The sequence below is a fragment of the Youngiibacter fragilis 232.1 genome (assembly GCF_000495435.3).
GTDB classification, from domain to species: Bacteria; Bacillota; Clostridia; order Clostridiales; family Clostridiaceae; genus Youngiibacter; species Youngiibacter fragilis.
Genome location: NZ_AXUN02000135.1, coordinates 16,775 through 35,893 on the forward strand (window position 1 = coordinate 16,775; position 19,119 = coordinate 35,893).

The following is a 19,119-nucleotide window of genomic DNA, read 5'->3' on the forward strand; positions in this document are numbered from 1 at the left end:
TATGATCAAACTGGAATACATAACTCCTTACCCGGACCTCATTAAAGATGTAGAAAGGATTATCATTGAGAACTCCTACGGCAAGAAGTTTGACAGCATTTCAATCCATGAGTTTTCCGAACCAGACAAGATCACTATCGCCTCCGACTGCAGCATTATCGTGGCACGCGGATACGCATCTGAAGTAATCAGAAAAAAATATCCTGGGATACCAGTTGTTGAGATTTCGCTTACAGGTTATGACATAATTAACGCAATTGCAGAGTGCAGAGAGAGGTTCAAGCCAGAGAAAATTGGCCTTATAGGCAATTATCACAACATTCGCGATATGAAGAGCCTTTATAACCTCCTTGGAAGCGGTATCCGGATTTACAGCGGGCAAGGTCATTCAACTATTGAAGATTCAGTCAGCAAGGCTGTTTCCGACGGATGCGATGTCATAATAGGCGGTAACTATATCTGCCAGTGTGCAAAACAGAAAAAAATCCAGCACCTTCTAATACGCACCGGTCCGGATGCAATAGAGCGTTCATTGAGTGATGCCTGGCATCTTGTCTGTGCAGTTCAAAAGGAGCGTGAGCAGTCGGAGATCTTCAGGACGATAACCCAAAGCTCCAGTGAAGGCATACTGTATATCAGCACAAATGGAATAATCAATATAGCAAACAAGACAGCACTCAATCTGGTCCGCAGGGATATTGGCAGTATCGTCGGCAGCCGATTTGAGGAAAGCTTCAGCTTTATTTCTGATGATATAAGAAAATCATTGGAAACCGGGAATAAAATCCTAAATGAGCTCTATAATCTGAATGACAGGATGCTTTCAGTTGATTGCATTCCAATCACCCCATCTGATGAACTGTCAGGTGTTGTAGTCAATTTCAGGGATATCACCAGAATCCAGCAGATGGAAGCTCAGATCAGAAAGAAGCTCAGCGCCATGGGACTTAATGCAAAATACACATTCAGCGATGTAAGGTATAGGAGCTCATCAATGGGAAAGACAGTAAGGATGGCAGAAATGTATGCTGAGGTCTCATCAAACATCATCCTTGTCGGTGAAACAGGTACTGGTAAGGAGCTCCTCGCTCAGAGCATACATAATGCAAGCCCGAGAAGAAGCAATTCATTCGTAGCTGTCAATTGCGCAGCACTTTCAGAGAACCTCCTTGAAAGCGAGCTTTTCGGTTACGAGGAAGGCTCTTTTACCGGAGCGGCGAAAGGTGGTAAGGTCGGACTGTTTGAAATTGCCCACAACGGAACCCTGTTCCTCGACGAGATATCTGAAATCCCCATTACTTTCCAAAGCAAACTGCTTAGGGTCCTTCAGGAAAGGGAAGTCAGAAGAGTAGGTGCAAGCAAGGTGGTGTCAGTAGATGTCAGGGTAATAACTGCAACTAACAGGGACCTCAAGGAAATGATAGCAGAGGGCACCTTCAGGCAAGACCTGTACTATCGCCTGAATACCCTTGAACTGCATATACCTCCTTTGAGGAAGAGGCCTGAGGATATAGAGGTGCTTCTGGAACACTACATGCAAAAATACGCAGCAAAATTCGGAATCCAGACTAAGTCAATTGACAGTGATGCCATGGAGCTCTTGAAGAAGCATACCTTTGATGGAAATATCAGGGAGCTCCGCAACCTGGCAGAGAGATTGAATGTGACAGTATCGGGAACAAGGGTCACATATGGCAGTGTCTACTCCGCATTATATCCTGGTGAAGCAGGCTATGCCAGCAAGACCACCCATTCGCTGAAAAACATGGGCGGCCTCACTGATAGGGAGGATATCCTTAAAATGCTTGAAGCTTGCAGCAATAACAGGTCAGAAGCTGCAAGGAGACTTGGTATCGACAGGACCACTCTCTGGCGAAAACTCAAGAGGGATGGTGCCCTCTAACGAAGCTGCTCCGACCTGAAATAGCATGCAATCCTGGCATTCTCCTCGAGCTCTTCAATTCCATAGAAGGCATTCATGAGGTCGCTGCCAGCGACTATCGGTCCGTGGTTAGCAAGCAGGAAACCGTTGTCTCCATTTACCCTTTTCCCGAAGAGTTCGAAAAGCTCCCTGCTCCCGGGAGGAGCGTACGGAACAAGCCCGATAGTACCAACCTTCATTTTGAGATATGGCGTGATGTCAGGCATCACGTCATTTTCCTTATCATGCTGAAGGCATGAGAATGCGGTTGAATAGAAACTGTGGGTATGAATAACTGCCTTTATTTCGTCGCTTTTCATGTAGAATGCCAAATGTAGAGGAAGCTCCTTGCTTGCCTTAACATCGTTAAGAGGCTGGCATTCGCCATCCTTGTAGCTCAATATCGCAAAATCATCCACATCAAGCCTTCCGAAACAGGTGCCTGTTCCTGTTACATAGATACGGTCGCCTTGCCTGAAGCTAAGGTTCGCAGATGAGCCGGTTGCCTTGCCTCTGTCAAACAGGGATTTCGCTATCCAAATCGCATCTTCTATCATATTATCAGTCAACATTGCTTTCCCCCATTATTCTTAATGCGTCCAAGAAGAATTCGCCTCGTCCGAAATTCCCTGACTTAAGTACAAGCCTCATTTTTTTGTTATCAAGCGGCATCAATACTGGTACCCCAGGTGCTACGTTCCTGCCGACTGAAAACGCCCTGTAGCCCAGCTTCATGGTTACTGCACCGGAAGTCTCTCCTCCAGCTACTATCAGCTTCCTTAACCCGCTTTCCACCGCCTTGCTCGCAAGCTCAGACATCATGTTCTCAAGAAGCTTTGATATCTCTCCGCTTCCATGCTCCTGAACCTTCCTGATATTCTCAGGAGTATCCGAGCTGAAGACAAGTACTGGACCATCCTTATGTGCTGCTATGAAATCCCAAAGGGTTTCAATCGTCTGCAGTCCCAAGACTAGCATCTCTGGCTCAACCTTGATGTACGGCAGCCCTTCTGTTATGTATCTGTCTATCTGACCCAGAGTAGCTGTTGAGCAACTTCCTGCGATAATCAGGGAAGAACCTTCAACCCCAGCCACAGGATGCTTATCATTAGATTCTCCACATCTTAGAGCCATGTTCCTACCCAAATGTGAAGCAAGACCCGAACCTCCGGTATAAAGCACAAGGTCATCGAAGTAATCAGCTATGGCTTTCCCGTGGCTTTCGAGGTAGTAATCAGGAACAACGTAGTAGTGTTCCCATTTTCTGGTCATCTCCTCAAGCATTTCCTTAGTTCTCCCTGAATCTCCAAGGGCTGCTGCCTCATCAAGCTGGATTACAGGATACTTGCTCTGCTCAGAGAGAAGAACCCTGATGTCAGAATTTGTCATTGGAGTGAGCGGATGATGTTTCATCGGGCTTTCACTTAAGGGGACTCCATTTACATATAGTATCCCATTTTTGACAGTCCTGCCGTTTACTGGAAGTGATGGGCATACAATCGTATAGCTGACACCCAGCTCCTCCATCATCATGTCTGCAACCGGTCCGATATTCCCCTTCGGCGTAGAGTCGAATGTCGAACAATACTTGAAGTAAAATTTACCGAATCTATTCCTTACTGCCCACTCAAGCGCCTGTCTATTCTCACAGACAGCTTCGTCAACCTCAGTTGTTCTGGTCTTCAAGGCGATTACAACTACATCCGCACCTTCGGTATCCATTTCTTCACCTGGGATGCCATTGGTAACTAAAGTCATCAACCCCTCGGCAGAAAAGAAAGATGCAATATCGCTGGCTCCTGTAAAATCATCGGCTATGCAGCATAACCTATTGGTTTCATTCATTCCATTATCCTCCTTATAAATAATCATGAACTATCATACGCAAGTTAGATACCATATTCCTTAAAAGACTGACAGCCTGGTTCTTTTACTGCTCAAGGATGCATAAACAGGTTAAAAGTCCCTGAATCCCATCAAAACATATATCAATATGATTTATTACTTCTGTATGGTGGATCAGGCAATCAACTGTTGCAACGCCGCTGCAGCTGTTGCTGATGCAACAGTTTGCAACACCTTGCAACAATTGCATTAATTGATTGATTGTAAAACCTATCAAGCATTATTTTGTTTTCTTGTACTCCAAAATCATGATTCTACGGCAATATGCTGGTTAAAATCCTGTATCTACTGCCTATTCCGGGTATCTGGGCTCTAAAAGATTCGTACAAATATTGAAAACGTTATATAATGGCACGGTAATTGCTCTTGAAGCAACGTGGCTTGTTTCACCCGGGGATTAACAAGCCATGCACAATCAAAAAATTGGGAGGGACAGTATGTTTACATCAACCGCGTATATTCTCGCAGTATTCGTCGCATGTATCATCTTCATGATTCTGCTCATATCAAAGGCGAAGGTTCATCCAGTCATAAGTATACTGCTCACATCACTCATTCTTGCCATTGCTTTGGGAACTCCATGGGCCGATGTGATGCCAACAATCGAAAAGGGATTCGCAGGTACGATTGATGATATCGCACTTGTCATTCTTCTTGGCTGCATACTCGGCAAAGTCCTTGAGGAAACGGGAGCTGCAGTAAGTATAACAAAGTTTGCTATTAAGATTTTCGGGAAAAAGAGAATTATCTGGGGAATAGTCTTAAGCTCTGCAATACTTGGAATTCCAATATTCGCTGATTCCGTTGTCATTCTCTTGATTCCTATAGTATCAACTCTGGCAGTAGAAGCCGGCGCATCAATGATGGCTTTCGGTACAGCCCTTTATCTGGGAGCCCTTACCACAGCTTCACTAGTTCCGCCTACTCCAGGTCCTGTTGCTGCCGCAGCGCTCCTAGGTGTACCAATTGGCGAAGCCATACTGTGGGGATTGCTGGTTGCGATACCCGGAGTATTCGCCGCAACACTTTACAGTAAATCCATGAAGACCATGGTTCTGCCTAAGGAAGAGTACCTTGAAGCAGCAAAGAAATCAGATGGATTCAAATTGCCATCTGTAGGAAACTCTTTGGCTCCTATAATCCTTCCACTGGTCCTCATAATGCTAAATACAATACTGAACAACATCATACCTGATACAGCTGTAGCAAGGTTCTTCTCGTTCGCAGGATCTCCAACACCTGCACTGCTTACCGGTTGCTTCTATTCGCTTGCTTTGACAGGAATGAAATGGAAGACCAAAGTGGTCGTGAATGACTGGGTGGAATCTGCAGTAAGATCTGCAGCGATGCCGATACTTGTTACTGGTATGGGTGGTGCTCTAGCTATATTCATCAAAAACGCCGGGGTTGCAGATAAAATAGCTGCCGGAGTAGTCAACATGAGTCTACCGGGTATCTTGGTACCAATTGTTATTGCCGCCCTGATTCATGTAATCACAGGCTCGAACTCACTGGGTGTCATGACAGCAGCAGCACTTGTACAACCTATGCTTGTAACCATCGGGATTTCACCACTTGCAGCATTCCTTGCCTGCGCATCAGGTGCCCTTATGTTCAAGCAGGCAAATTCAAGCGGCTTCTGGGTTACTGTATCCATGTCCAACATGAATGTTAATCAGGGCCTTATAGGAGTTGGAGGAGCATCGACAGTTGCGGGAGCAGTATGTTCGATATTCACAATAATATTACATGTCTCTGGTTTGATTTAAATAAGCTGTTCACGGGACCTTTAGTCGGTCCCGTGAATATAAACGATTCGTACTATGCAATATGCATAACTTAGGAGGAAACATGGAAAAATTCATAACAAAGGCTGCAAGGCTTAACGGTCCATACGATATTGAACTTATTGACAGGGAACTCATATGCGGCGAAGACGATGTAATAGTAAAGAATCATCTCATTGGAATCTGCGGATCGGACAAGAACTTCTACAGAGGCTTCATGCCGCCAAAGACAGCAGAATTCAGGCAGGACCCCAAGTTCCCTTTTCTGCTTGGCCATGAGAGTGGAGGCACGGTTGTAGCAGTAGGAAGTAAGATTTCCCAGTACAAGGTCGGCGATGAGGTTATTGCGTTCGGTTGGAACAACAACTATGCAGAATATTTCTCTTCCAAAGAATTTCAGCTTCAGCCAGTACCTGAAGGCATAGACCTTGACATAGCCAGTCTCGGAGAACCCATTGCATGTGCAATGTATTCAGGCATGAATAGTGGTGTCCAGCTTGGTGACTATGTTGTTGTCATGGGTGCAGGGTTTGCGGGTCAGATAATAGCCCAGTGCGCAAAACACAAGGGTGCCTACAAGGTAATAGTGGTTGATGTGCTAGACGGAAAACTGGAACTTGCAAAGAATCTGGGATGTGATGTAACAATCAACTCAACCAAGGAAGATGTCGCTTCAATAGTTAACGAGCTTACCAATGGCCGTGGTGCCGACGTGGTTGTAGAAGCTGCCGGTACCGAGGAATCCTTCAATACAGCTACCGAGATAATAAAGCACAACGGGAAGTTCGTATTCTACAGCTGGGTAACCAAACCGATAACACTGAACATCAGCAGATGGCATGATGATGGCCTTGAATTCATAAACACATGTCTTGTCCACCATACATGGCAAGAAAGATATGTCTGGACTCCTGAAGTATTCAAGCCCATTGCCCAGGGGCTCATCAACGTAAGGTCACTCATAACAAATGAATTCAAGCTTGAAGACATCAAAGCTGGTTTTGACCTTGCAGACAAGGATGACAGTGCAATAAAGATAGTGTTCAGACCCTGATCATACAAAATATAACTAAGGAGGATATATATGATATATCATCATATTTTTGAAAAGTATGGAAATAAAGAGGTTGTTCGAGCAGCCATAATTGGAGCAGGCCATTTCGGAACTGCAGTGGTAACTCAACAGCTTCATGTGAGCGGATTTTCTGTCCCAATAGTTGCAGACAGGAACCTCGAGAGTGCAAGAGGCGCTTTCCTGAAGGCGGGTGTCGCAGATGAAAGAATAAAATATTCTGCTGACTCAGATGAAATGAGGTCCCTGCTGCTGAGTGGCTTCTACATATATACGGATTCTGTTGAAAGCATAATGGGAATCCCTGAAATCGACATAATCTGTGAAGGAACAGGTGTACCGGAGTCCGCGGCAAATCATTGCAAGATGGCTATCGATTCAGGCAAGCATATTGCCATAATCTCAAAGGAGCTTGACTCGGTTATAGGTCCCCAGCTGAAAAAGATGGCTAAAGAACGAGGCTTGGTATACACACCTGTCGATGGCGACCAGCATGGTTTGCTAATTCAGATGGTTGAGTGGGCCAAGGAAATCGGACTGACCGTAATTACAGCTGGAAAATCCAGAGACGGTGAGTTCATACTGGATGAAGCAAACAACACTGTATCCATAGCTGCTGATGGAATTACCGTACATGAATCTGTATCAGTGAAAATTTCAGACACGGATAAAACTTACCTCCAGATGATACCCGAAGGCTGCGCAAGGGAGTATCTTGATAGAAGGGCAGAAATTTTAAGTTCACTTCCAAATGCCGGTGGCTTTGACCTTTGCGAGCTGACAATAATGGCTAATTCCACAGGTATGAAGCCATATACCCCCTCACTCACCCAGGGCACTCTCAGGATAACCGAGCTTCCTGTTGCATATTGCTCAAGTACCAATGGCGGCATATATGAAAATACAGAGGGGATTATTGATGTTCATACTTGCCTGAGGAGGTCTGACGAATCCGGAATGGGAGGAGGCGTCTTCATGGTGGTTCGCTGTGATAACGCATACTCCAACTATATCCTTACAACAAAAGGTCAGATTCCAAATTATGACCTGTCCACAGCTGTGATCTACAGACCGTATCATCTTTGCGGCGTGGAAGTTACTACATCACTTAAGACTGCTGTGCTGCTTGGATTGGATACAGGCTCAAAAGACTATAGACAGGACTATGACCTTGTAAGGATTGCCGCAAGGGATATCGAGGCTGGAGAGGTATTCGGCAACGACCATGACGTCAAATTGACTTCAAACATAGTACCTTCAACAGTTTATGGAAAAGACAATGCTGTCCCTGCTCATATGCTTAATGGACACACTGCGAGAATGTCGATAAAGAAGGGTTCAACTATTACCTATGACATGGTTAACGAACCATCTCATTCTCTATTGTGGGAACTGCGAAAAGCACAGGAAGTAAGCTCTTAAATTGACAAGCCACTTCCCGCAAAGCAAATAAGGATCATCTATAGTGAAGAGGCAGGTACAATAGCACCTGCCTCTTTGTATTAACCCTGCAGCTGCGAGACCCTGGTGGTCTTTGCAAGGGGCTTCCATATGAATGAGGCGATGGCAAAGTCTACAAGGCTGTGTACAAGCGTACCCACTCCAACAAGCAATACTATAGAAACAATGAATCCTTTCGCATAGTATGCCTGAGACATTCCATTCCCGAAGTAGAAGGGCATTACAACCAGCATTTCGCTGATGGCATGGATTATTGCGATTAGGAGAGACAATCCGGCTCTAGAGGCGGTGCCATCCATTATGTTCCTTCTGTTCTTAAGTATGCTCGAACCTATCAAAGCCCATACCAGGTGCGTTCCGGCCCTCAGAACTACAACTATTGGAAATCCTCCGATGAAGAAGCCCAGTGTAGTGCCTATGGCTACAAAAACAGCTGTTGCGGGAGATATGAACATCGCTATCATTGTAGCTACATGGCTGGCCAGAGTGAATGAAGCCGGCTCAAGCAGTATCTTTATCGGGGAATACATTGGGATTATTATTCCTATTGCACATAAAAGGGCTGCAATTGTCATTTTGTACACTTTTTCACTTGTTTTCATTTCTTCACCTCAATTAATAATTAACAGTCTATGAACAATCTGATAGTAATTGTAGCATATACAGCTGTCTTGTCAACTTTAATCGGTGAAAAACTCTTTTCTCCCTGGCAGTCCTTAAGAGATGTCAGGCTGCTTGCTCATGAAAAAGCTCATGAGGCGGCAGATGTCGTCATCAGAAATGTCTATGTCATACTTCTCCATCAAAGGCAGTGATGCCTTCCTGACCGCATTGTAGAATCTTCTGTTGCCTGATATGAACTGCTTCTTGTCCCTGAATGCCTTGGTCTCCTCGCTTGCGGTAAGCCTGTCGATCAGGCATGCCGCATGGAATGTCACACCAATCAGGATGTCTGTCGGCATCTTGATTGAAAGACCTTTCTCAACCTCGCTGTTGAACAGCTTGACATCCTTCAGGACAGAAAGTCCGTCAACCATCTTGAGCTGGTTTTCGAGCGTATATCCCATCTTTATGTAAGTCATCTCCTGGTCTATGTGCTTCTGCAGAGCAGAGATACCCTCTCCTGAAAGAAGTGAATCGAGGCCGTATACCGGAAACTCACCACGAAGCCTGAACGGGCTGACAATGAATACAATCCTTCTCTCAGATTCAATTTTTCTGATCTCATCAAGGGTGTCCTTTTCACCGGAATAGCTTACAGGTATTACCTCGACAAGATTCTTGTCTATCTTGAGCTTCTTTAAGACCAGATTTTTCGCTGTAAGGGCTCCACCCTCACCGGTGGTGCAGACAGTCACTATTGCCAGCCTGCCTTCATCATTGGACATGCCGCTATCCTGCTCGCTTTCGTCAAGAAGCGAGTTCACTCTCCTGGTTTCTGAATACACCTCTGTAAGTGAGTATCCAAGAATCGCCTTTCTTGTGGCTTCCAGAACATGAAGAGTGGATACAAGCGGCAGTGTCTTCGTGCGGATCCCCAGCTCCTCCTCGAGCTCGCTGCCGAATGACATCAGTGATCCCATATCGACCAGAAATAAAATATCCTCCCTTATTCCTGAATCCTTTATGAAGTCCTTGATCCTTCTGATTATCTGGAGAGGCTTCTCATCAAGCGGAGCATTTATCCCGATGGCGTAATTCTCGCCAAGCAGGGTGTTTGCTGTCTCAGCCATTGATGTGGCCGTAGACGGTCCATGTGCGACGACTATGACCTTAACCCTGTTTTCATTGCCTTCGTAGGATTCCTTGTCATATGCAAGGAACATGGCGATGAAGCCCGCTTCATCAATGGGCATCTGCAGGTCGAATGCGCCTTCTATTATCTTCAGCGCATTTATCGCGCAGTTGAACTCACGCCTGTGCTGGTTCCTGATGGCAGAAAGCCTGGGGTTGACTATCCTCTGATTTTTCCTCACCCTGTCTATCGAGTTTGATATGTGAACGGCGAGTCCGTAGTATATCTTCTCCTCTAGCTTTACGGAGAGACTGTTTTCACAATAATCAACCAGCGAGTCGACTGCTCTGATTACATCAGGCTGGATCAGACTTTCCAGTGTCTTCAGGTCCCTTTTCTCGTAAACGCTGTGTATGTAGTCCTTGAAGTAGTCCTCTATGCTTTTTTCAAGCTCTGCTTCAAGCTCCTCCTCCTTGAGCCCTGAGCTGCGGAGTTCATGCATCTTGATATCAAGCATGTCGTAGATTGAATCATCCTCACCGGACGTCCTTATTATCTCGGGATTATCGGTATGCTGGAAAACGAAATATCTGCTGCTTATCCCTACAAGCTTGTTCCACAGCTGCCTGTGCTCTGTCTCTGAATAGAGACCCTGCCTGATATGCTGAGGCAGGTCCATTGTGCTTATGGACAGCTGCTCCTTCTTTCCGCTCATGCAGTCAATATAGGCCTTTGCACATGCCAGCTGGATATCTGTCTTTAGCTGCCCGATATTGTTCGGGCAGTGGTACCCGGACAAGGCCTTCATGGTGTTCACGGATACCCTGATCTCCCTGCTGAGCCTTACAGACTCATCGATGAAGAAGTTCCTGACAAGGTTGAAGCGCTCCTCAAGGCCCCTTTCCATAAGGCTTGGAATCCTTATGACCATAGGTATCCTTCTTGTGAAGGTCTTGAGAAGGGACGTTTCAGGATTCTCTGTAGTCGCCGATATTATGAGGACATCCGAGCGTCTTTCCCTGTCGGTCTCGCCTAGCCTCCTGTAGGTCCCCTTGTCAATGAACGTAAAGAACATCTCCTGACCTTCAGGAGGGAGCCTGTGTACTTCATCGAGGAAAAGCATCCCTCCATCCGCCGCCTCGACCAGTCCCGGCCTGTCTTCAACGGCACCGGTATAAGCGCCCTTCCTGGTGCCGAACAACTGACCGAGAAGCAGCTGAGGATTGTTTGCATAGTCCGCGCAATTGAATACTATGAACGGTGCATCCTTTGCAACCTTACCCATATCCCTCGCGTAACCCGAAACGAGTTCCGCAAACATGGACTTTCCTGTACCGGTCTCTCCCAGTACCAGCATGCCCATTCCCCGGGGAGGATACATTACCGCCGCCTTCGCCTGCTCTACAGCGGAATACAGGCTTGGATTCCTCTTGGAAAACAGGTCAAGCTCCATCACATGTTGTACGGGCGAAACATCGAGCCTGTGGAACACCACCGGCTTACCCTTAGCCTTGGACGCCCTGCCCTCAGTCACCAGCCTGTTCAGGTCAGAGCTGGCATTGGCTCTAGTTATCCCAAGGCTCTCAGCTATATCCTGCGCGGTGATTCCGGATTTGCCGGCTGAAGAAAGCTTTTCGTATATGAGTTCAATCCGTTTCATCATTGCCTCCATGTGTACATTTTCAATGAGTATATTATAATAGGGATTGATAATAATTAAAACACATTGACCAATCTGTTTCGATAATATTTGCCAGTTCTTACCAAATGGCCTGATTCCAATGTTTCCCATTTACTGGATGTGTTTTGGCACGGGTCTTGCTATATATTGAGCGAAACCAGGTTTAAACCTAATGAAGAAGGAAGGAAGATGACATGGACAATCAGACGATCATATTCAACATCATAATGAATGGAGGCGACGCCAAAAGCTACGCCATGGAATCCATCAGGACTGCAAAGAAAGGTGAAATGGCTCAGGCAAGGAATTTTCTTACTAAGAGCGGAGAATCGCTCGAGAAAGCACATGAAATCCAGACTGCCCTGATACAGGAAGAGGCTGCTGGGAACTCAACTGAACTCAGCCTGCTTATGGTTCATGCTCAGGACCATTTCATGAATGCCCTCACCGTCAGAGACCTTGCCAGAGAAATCGTGGATGTCTATGACCTTGTCAACTCCCTGAAGGAAAAGCTCGGATAAGCAAATGAAACACAATCTCCAGCACATCGACCGAAGGCGCCAGGGAAATGTGCTTACGAAAAAAAACAAATCTCAGGAGGATAAAATGGGAAACAAATTTATGAAGTTTCTGGAAGAAAAAATTATGCCATCTGCCGCTAAGATTGCCAAGCAAAGACATATCAGGGCACTTCGTGACGGACTTGCCGTAACAATGCCCCTTATCATCGTAGGCTCAATATTCATGATCCTTGGAAACATACCGGTACCTGCAATTAATTCTTTCATAAACTCAGTATTCGGTCAGGGATTTACGTCGAAGCTTCTCTATCCTGTAAGGGTAACCTTCGACATCGTAACGCTCCTTGCAGTATTTTCAGTCTCATATCAGATCGCCCGTGACAAGGATGTTGACGGTGTATCGGCCGGAGCATTGTCACTCGCAGCATTCATGCTGCTGGTACCGGTTGTCACCGTAAGCAACGCAACACTTAAGGACGGCACTGTGCTTAACCTAGGCAGGGTCCTCCCAATGACCAACCTCGGGGCTGGCGGACTTATCGTAGGCATACTCACAGCCATATTGGCTACAGAAATATTTATTTTCATAATCAAGAAGAACTGGGTCATCAAGATGCCAGACTCTGTTCCTCCGGCTGTTTCAAAGTCATTTGCTGCCATAACTCCGGGTGTCGTAATCATAACATTGTTCTTCCTTATAAGACTCGGATTTGAAGCTACGTCATACCAGACTGTGTTTACATTCATCATGAAGTTTGTAGGCGCTCCAATGGCTAAGGTAGGCCTCTCCTTCTGGGGAATGATCGCAACAATATTCATGTACATGTTCTTCTGGTCACTGGGAATTCACGGTACAAGGGTAGTTTTCGGAGTCATGGATTCCGTCCTTCTTCCAGCAATGGATGCCAACAGGCTTGCTCTCGAAGCAGGTACCGCGCTTCCTAACATAGTCACCAAGCAGTTCTATGACAACTTCGTAAATATCGGAGGTTGCGGTGCGGCAATAGGCCTTGTGATTGCCATAATGCTCGTTGCGAAGTCGAACCAGCTGAAGACTCTTTCCAGGCTCGCCCTGGGACCTGCAATATTCAACATATCGGAACCAATAATATTCGGTATACCGATAGTTATGAATCCGATAATGATGATTCCTTTCGTACTCTCGAACCTTTCCATGGGTATCCTGAGCTACGCTGCCATGGCACTTGACCTTGTGAGCAAGCCTGCAGGAATTGCAATACCATGGACCATCCCTGCACCAATATCAGGCTTCCTGGCAACAAACGGCGACATAAGGGCAGTAGTGCTTCAGCTCCTTTCAATAGCCCTGTCTGTAGTGATCTACATCCCATTCATCAAGCTTTGGGACAAGCAGAAGCTTGCAGAGGAAAATATGTCTCTTCAGACTGAGGATGACCTCGATCTGGATCTGAACGCAATTTGACTTTCAGGGGGTTGCCTTAGAAGCAGCCTCCTGCCACCATTTAATCTGTCCTTAAAAGGAGTTATCTAATGAGCAAGAGAATATACAACATTCCAGGCAGTTTCATGCTTGGAGCTGCATCATCAGCATGGCAGACAGAGGGCTGGACCGGAAAGAAGCCCCACCAGGATTCCTATATGGACCTCTGGTACAAAAAGACACCTGAATTATGGCATAACGGTTATGGTCCAACAATTGCAACTGACTTTTACAACCGCTATAGGGAGGATGCCGCACTTATGGTGGAAGCCGGACTTGACTGCTACCGGACATCCATCGACTGGTCCAGGTTCATCGAGGATTATGAGAACAATACTGTCAACGAAGAGGCTGCCGCATACTATGACGACCTGATAGATACCCTCATCTCAAGCGGAGTAAAGCCGATGATATGCCTTGAACACTATGAACTGCCAGCCTACCTATTCGAAAAGTACGGCGGTTGGGCATCGAGACATGTTGTCGACCTCTATGCAGGCTATTCCAGGGAGGTCTTCAAAAGGTATTCCGGCAAGGTAAAGTACTTCATGACATTCAACGAACCGATAGTTGTGCAGACAAGGATCTATCTCGACAGCGTAAGATGGCCTTTCATTCAGGACACAAAGACCGCAATGCAATGGAACTTCCATAAGATCCTTGCAACAGCAGCCGCCTGCAAAATCTACAGGGAAGAAGGCTTCAATTCGGATGGCGGAAAGATTGGAGTCATCCTCAACCCTGAGGTATGCTATCCACGGAGCGCAGCACCCCACGATGTGGAAGCAGCTGAAATGTTCGACCTATTCTTCAACAGGATATACCTTGACCCGTCCATAAAGGGTACTATTCCTCAAGAGCTTACAGACATACTGGCAGAAAACGGTTGCCTCTTCGACCATAACGACTGGGATATTGATACAATAAGGGAAAACACAGTCGACCTTATCGGTATCAATCTCTACCAGCCTGTCAGGGTCAAGGCGAGAGAGTCAGGATGGTCGGAAACATACTTCCATCCAAAGAAATACTATGAACACCACGACCTTCAAGGCAGGAAAATGAATCCTCACAGAGGATGGGAGATCTTCCCGAAAATAATGTATGATTTCGGAATGAGGATGAAGAATGAATACGGAAATATTGAATGGTTCATCGCAGAGAATGGAATGGGTGTTGAGAACGAACACTTGAACAAGAATGAATCCGGAGTGATCCAGGATGATTACCGCATAGACTTCATAAGCGAACACCTGAAGTGGCTCCTAAAGGCAGTTGAGGAAGGTTCAAACTGTATCGGCTACATGCTCTGGGCTTTCACTGACAACGTGTCTCCCCAGAACGCATTCAAGAACAGGTACGGTCTTGTGGAAATCGACCTTGAAGACAACAGGAACAGGAGAATGAAGAAATCCGGAAGATGGTTCAGGAGCGTCACTGATTCGAGGACCTTCACAGCAGAGAACTTTGAATTTGAATACAAGTAAATGGAGGAATAAAAAATGCTCAACATACTTCTTATATGTTCCGCAGGAATGTCAACGAGCCTTCTGGTAACCAAGATGGAGAAATATGCGGCTGAAAAGAACTTCGAAGCGAAAATATGGGCAGTATCAACTGATGCTGTCGACAGGAACCTTTCAAAGGCTGATGTTGCCCTAATCGGACCCCAGATCCGATTCCAGCTGGGAGACATGAAGGAAAAAGGGGAAAAGCTCAACATCCCTGTCGAAGTAATTGATTCAGTTGACTATGGCATGTGCAACGGCCCTAAAGTACTGGTCCAGGCAATAAAGCTATACAAGAAGCATAAGGAAGAACATACCGTATGACACTTTCAGATCCGGCGCTTATGTGCCGGATTTCGTGTTTGCCCTGTACCCTCTGATATGCTATAATTCCATATAAATCAATAGTTCGGTTGATGGCTGCGGGATTATACAGACCGTAGTCGGACGAGCCTCTGGAGAGACTCATTGAGCACCGAAGGGGAAAGCCAAATGGCGAAACTCTCAGGTAAAAGGACAGAGGATGATGGAACAAAGGCAGCTTCAGCTTGCCTTTCATTACCATCTGCTTATCGTAGGCCGAATCGTGGATTGGGTCTTTTTTTTATTCAAATGAAGCGAGGGGGAAGAAAATGAAAGCGTTCATAACCGTAATCGGGAAAGACAGGGTCGGCATTATCCATGGCATCACATCCGTCCTTAAGGACTGCAATGTAAATGTGCTTGACATAATCCAGACCAGAGTGGAGTCGTATTTTACAATGATAATGTTTGTAGACCTGGAAGGAATGTCAACAGACTATAAGGTCCTTAAGTCATCGCTGGATGATGCCGGCGACAAGCTGGGTGTTACTGTAAAGATACAGCACGAGGACGTATTCAACTCAATGCACAAGCTTTAGCACCGGAGGGCAATCATATGATTAACTACCAGAACATAATGGAGACAATAAACATGATCGAGCAGGAGAAGCTCGATATAAGAACCATAACAATGGGTATTTCCCTCCTTGACTGCAGCGACAGCGATGGCAAAAGGTCCAGACAGAAGATATACGACAAGATCACCAGATATGCTGAGAAGCTTGTATCAGTCGGAGAAGACCTGGAGCTGGAATACGGAATCCCGATAATCAACAAGAGGATATCAGTAACTCCGATATCACTGGTCGCACAGGCATCAGATGACAATGATTATGTTGAATATGCAAGGATACTTGATAAGGCAGCTGATACCCTGGGGGTTAACTTCATCGGTGGATTTTCAGCACTTGTCCAGAAGGGTTACACAAAAGGCGACAGGATACTCATGAACTCGATACCTGAAGCCTTAGCCTCAACCAGCAAGGTCTGTTCATCAGTAAACGTAGGCTGCACGAAGAGCGGCATCAACATGGATGCTGTACGCGACCTCGGGCACATAATAAAGAAGACTGCCTATCTAACCAAGGACAACGACAGCATAGGGTGTGCAAAGTTTGTGGTATTTGCAAATGCAGTCGAGGACAATCCATTCATGGCCGGGTCATTCCATGGTGTAGGCGAAGCTGAATGTGTTATAAATGTTGGGATAAGCGGACCGGGTGTGGTAAAGAAAGCCCTTGAGTCGGTCCACGGATCAAGCTTTGATGTTCTTGCAGAGACCGTAAAGAAGACCTCCTTCAAGATAACAAGGATGGGTCAGCTGATTGCAACGGAGGCTTCAAGACGACTTGGATTCCCGTTCGGAATAGTAGACCTTTCCCTGGCTCCTACCCCTGCAGTCGGTGACAGCGTAGCCAGGATCTTCGAAGAGATGGGACTGGAGAGGACGGGCTGTCATGGAACAACTGCAGCACTTGCCCTCCTTAATGACGCGGTCAAGAAAGGCGGAATCATGGCAGCAAACCATGTTGGAGGTCTCAGCGGAGCTTTCATACCTGTAAGCGAAGATGAGGGAATGATCGAGGCTGTTGTGACAGGGGCACTTTCACTGGACAAGCTCGAAGCGATGACTTGCGTATGCTCAGTTGGTCTTGATATGATTGCGGTTCCAGGAGACACTCCAGCTGAAACCATATCAGGCATAATCGCTGATGAGGCTGCCATAGGTGTTATAAACAACAAGACTACAGGAGTCAGGATAATACCTGTCTTCGGAAAGGAAGTAGGCGATTCGGTAGAGTTCGGCGGACTTCTGGGAACAGCACCAGTTATGGCGGTAAGTAGATTCTCAAGCGCAGACTTCATAAACCGCGGTGGCAGGATTCCTGCACCGGTCCACAGCTTTAAAAACTGACCCATAATGGAACACACGCACCACCTGGCATACTATTACCGGGTGGTGCTTTTTGTTCTCGTTTGATACACTCTAAACAGGCCTTTGATAAACTGATTCCTGATAATTGCGACTATTTCATCCGCATCTGATATTTCGGCGTTTTTATGTCATATATTGGCACATTATCACGAAATCACACTTGAAATAATCTGATTTCATTGCCCAGTAATGGAACAATTATTGGTCTGACTTACTTTTTTATTGTTTAAATATTCAAATATTGCGAATTTACGCTTGACCATCTTTATAGATTCTAAGAATGGCATAAAATAGCCATTCCAAGGCCTTGAAGACTGTTTATTTTTTCATTAACAAATTAGATTTGAAAATTTTTCCGCCTGCAGATGATAATGCTTTTCCATAAGCTTTTGGACGCACACTTCTATTTGCATACATTCGCATTTTAATTCTTATTTTATGTATATATATTCATTTAGACATTTTTTTAACCGACCTTCCTGAATATATATGCTTTTCCCATCTTCTGTTTACGTTTACATCATGTTATATTCTTCATGTAACTGTTATCTCAATAAACTTTACTTGAAAGGAAGGTAGAAGCATGTCAGTAAGCGCGTATTTCATCCCAACAGTCAATCTTATCGGAGCTGGAACAGTCAACGAAGTCGGTGAAAAGATCAAGGTACTAGGAGGAAAGAAAGTCCTTATAGTCACTGATGCAATGCTGGCAAAGTTCGGAATGGCCGACAGGGTCAAAGGCATTATCGAAGCAGCCGGGCTTGAAGCAGTCGTATTCGACGGAGCTGAGCCAAACCCGACAGACCTGAATGTCGCAGCAGGATTGAAGGCATGGAAAAAGCACAAATGTGATTCACTTGTATCACTCGGAGGAGGATCCTCCCATGATTGCGCCAAGGGTATAGGTCTTGTCGCTTCAAATGGCGGCAGCATTAAGGACTATGAAGGCGTTGATGTTTCAAAGAATGAATTCGTACCATATGTTGCATTAAATACTACAGCAGGTACCGCTTCAGAAATGACACGCTTCTGTATAATAACCGATACTTCCAGAAAGGTAAAGATGGCTATCATAGACTGGAGAGTAACCGCCAAAGTATCCATAAATGATCCTGAACTTATGGCTGGAATGCCTCCTTCACTAACAGCGGCAACTGGAATGGATGCGCTTACACATGCAGTGGAGGCCTACGTTTCCACTATAGCGAATCCCCTAACCGACTCAGCAGCACTTATGGCGATCAAGCTGATTGCAGAGTATCTGCCTAAGGCAGTTGCTAACGGAACTGATATGGTCTCAAGAGAAAAGATGGCATATGCACAGTTCCTGGCAGGTATGGCATTCAACAATGCAAGCCTTGGTTATGTCCATGCAATGGCCCATCAGCTTGGCGGATTCTACAACCTTCCACATGGCGTTTGCAACGCAATCCTTCTTCCTGTTGTCTCTCAATTCAACCTTCTCGCCAAGGCAGACAGGTTCAGGGACATAGCAGTTGCAATGGGTGAATGTGTAGACGGACTTTCAGTCAATGATGCAGGCCAGGTAGCAATTGAAGCCATAAAGACCTTGTCAAAGGCTGTCGGAATCCCGGATGGACTGTCTAAGCTAAATGTCAAGGAAGCAGACTTTGAGGTAATGGCAAAGAACGCTAAGTTGGATGCATGCCAGCTTACTAACCCAAGACTTGCTACACTCGAGCAGGTAATCGAGCTTTTCAGAAAAGCAATGTAATACCAGGCATATATGTATACGCCACTTTGTCG

The 19,119-nt window shown here is 45.8% G+C and carries 15 protein-coding genes and 1 riboswitch; of the genes, 11 read left to right on the top strand and 4 right to left on the bottom strand.

Annotated elements, in window-relative coordinates; all coding sequences use genetic code 11:
* Position 1 precedes the first annotated feature (1 nt).
* The gene (locus tag T472_RS06740) at positions 2-1,903 is read left to right on the top strand and encodes a sigma 54-interacting transcriptional regulator (RefSeq protein WP_023388697.1); all 1,902 of its coding nucleotides are present in this window, start codon (positions 2-4) and stop codon (positions 1,901-1,903) included.
* Here the strand turns inward: T472_RS06740 and T472_RS06745 are convergent.
* Both T472_RS06745 and otnK read right to left on the bottom strand, forming a co-directional pair.
* The gene (locus tag T472_RS06745; RefSeq protein WP_040906941.1) at positions 1,900-2,493 is read right to left on the bottom strand and encodes a class II aldolase/adducin family protein; all 594 of its coding nucleotides are present in this window, start codon (positions 2,491-2,493) and stop codon (positions 1,900-1,902) included. The genes T472_RS06740 and T472_RS06745 overlap by 4 nt on opposite strands.
* Entirely contained in the window at positions 2,483-3,766 is a 1,284-nt protein-coding gene (gene otnK, locus T472_RS06750; RefSeq protein WP_040906943.1) for a 3-oxo-tetronate kinase, read from the bottom strand. The genes T472_RS06745 and otnK overlap by 11 nt, the downstream gene beginning before the upstream one ends.
* A 497-nt stretch (positions 3,767-4,263) precedes the next feature.
* On the opposite strand from otnK, the gene T472_RS06755 reads away from it, so the two are divergent.
* The 3 genes from T472_RS06755 (at position 4,264) to T472_RS06765 (ending at position 8,107) form a co-directional block, all read left to right on the top strand.
* Entirely contained in the window at positions 4,264-5,595 is a 1,332-nt protein-coding gene (locus T472_RS06755; RefSeq protein WP_023388696.1) for a GntP family permease, read from the top strand.
* Positions 5,596-5,677: 82 nt separating this feature from the next.
* Positions 5,678-6,667: a zinc-dependent alcohol dehydrogenase gene (locus T472_RS06760; RefSeq protein WP_023388695.1), complete on the top strand. Its 990-nt coding sequence runs from the start codon at positions 5,678-5,680 to the stop codon at positions 6,665-6,667.
* A 30-nt stretch (positions 6,668-6,697) separates the two neighbouring features.
* Complete coding sequence (locus T472_RS06765) at positions 6,698-8,107, top strand: SAF domain-containing protein (RefSeq protein WP_023388694.1); 1,410 nt, start codon at positions 6,698-6,700, stop codon at positions 8,105-8,107.
* Between the two features lie 80 nt (positions 8,108-8,187).
* Here T472_RS06765 and T472_RS06770 read toward each other — a convergent pair whose 3' ends face one another.
* On the bottom strand, positions 8,188-8,748 hold the full coding sequence (locus T472_RS06770) for a hypothetical protein (protein WP_023388693.1): 561 nt from the start codon (positions 8,746-8,748) through the stop codon (positions 8,188-8,190).
* A 114-nt stretch (positions 8,749-8,862) separates the two neighbouring features.
* Positions 8,863-11,541: a sigma-54-dependent transcriptional regulator gene (locus T472_RS06775; protein WP_023388692.1), complete on the bottom strand. Its 2,679-nt coding sequence runs from the start codon at positions 11,539-11,541 to the stop codon at positions 8,863-8,865.
* A gap of 215 nt (positions 11,542-11,756) precedes the next feature.
* On the opposite strand from T472_RS06775, the gene T472_RS06780 reads away from it, so the two are divergent.
* The 7 genes from T472_RS06780 to T472_RS06810 all read left to right on the top strand — a co-directional run bounded on the left by T472_RS06780 (position 11,757) and on the right by T472_RS06810 (position 19,087).
* Positions 11,757-12,083, top strand: coding sequence for a PTS sugar transporter subunit IIA (locus T472_RS06780; RefSeq protein WP_023388691.1), 327 nt, complete (start codon positions 11,757-11,759; stop codon positions 12,081-12,083).
* Between the two features lie 85 nt (positions 12,084-12,168).
* Positions 12,169-13,527, top strand: coding sequence for a PTS cellobiose transporter subunit IIC (gene celB, locus T472_RS06785; protein WP_023388690.1), 1,359 nt, complete (start codon positions 12,169-12,171; stop codon positions 13,525-13,527).
* Positions 13,528-13,595: 68 nt separating this feature from the next.
* The gene (locus tag T472_RS06790) at positions 13,596-15,032 is read left to right on the top strand and encodes a glycoside hydrolase family 1 protein (RefSeq protein WP_023388689.1); all 1,437 of its coding nucleotides are present in this window, start codon (positions 13,596-13,598) and stop codon (positions 15,030-15,032) included.
* A gap of 15 nt (positions 15,033-15,047) precedes the next feature.
* Positions 15,048-15,377 (top strand): PTS sugar transporter subunit IIB, encoded by a 330-nt coding sequence (locus tag T472_RS06795; RefSeq protein ID WP_023388688.1) that lies wholly within the window; start codon positions 15,048-15,050, stop codon positions 15,375-15,377.
* A 121-nt stretch (positions 15,378-15,498) separates the two neighbouring features.
* Positions 15,499-15,583, top strand: a riboswitch (glycine riboswitch).
* Between the two features lie 102 nt (positions 15,584-15,685).
* Positions 15,686-15,955 carry an ACT domain-containing protein gene (locus T472_RS06800; RefSeq protein WP_023388686.1) on the top strand — a complete coding sequence of 90 codons (270 nt, stop codon included), beginning with the start codon at positions 15,686-15,688 and terminating at the stop codon, positions 15,953-15,955.
* A gap of 17 nt (positions 15,956-15,972) precedes the next feature.
* Positions 15,973-17,331 carry a PFL family protein gene (locus T472_RS06805; protein ID WP_023388685.1) on the top strand — a complete coding sequence of 453 codons (1,359 nt, stop codon included), beginning with the start codon at positions 15,973-15,975 and terminating at the stop codon, positions 17,329-17,331.
* A gap of 604 nt (positions 17,332-17,935) precedes the next feature.
* Positions 17,936-19,087: an iron-containing alcohol dehydrogenase gene (locus T472_RS06810; protein WP_023388684.1), complete on the top strand. Its 1,152-nt coding sequence runs from the start codon at positions 17,936-17,938 to the stop codon at positions 19,085-19,087.
* The last annotated feature ends 32 nt before the right edge of the window (positions 19,088-19,119 follow it).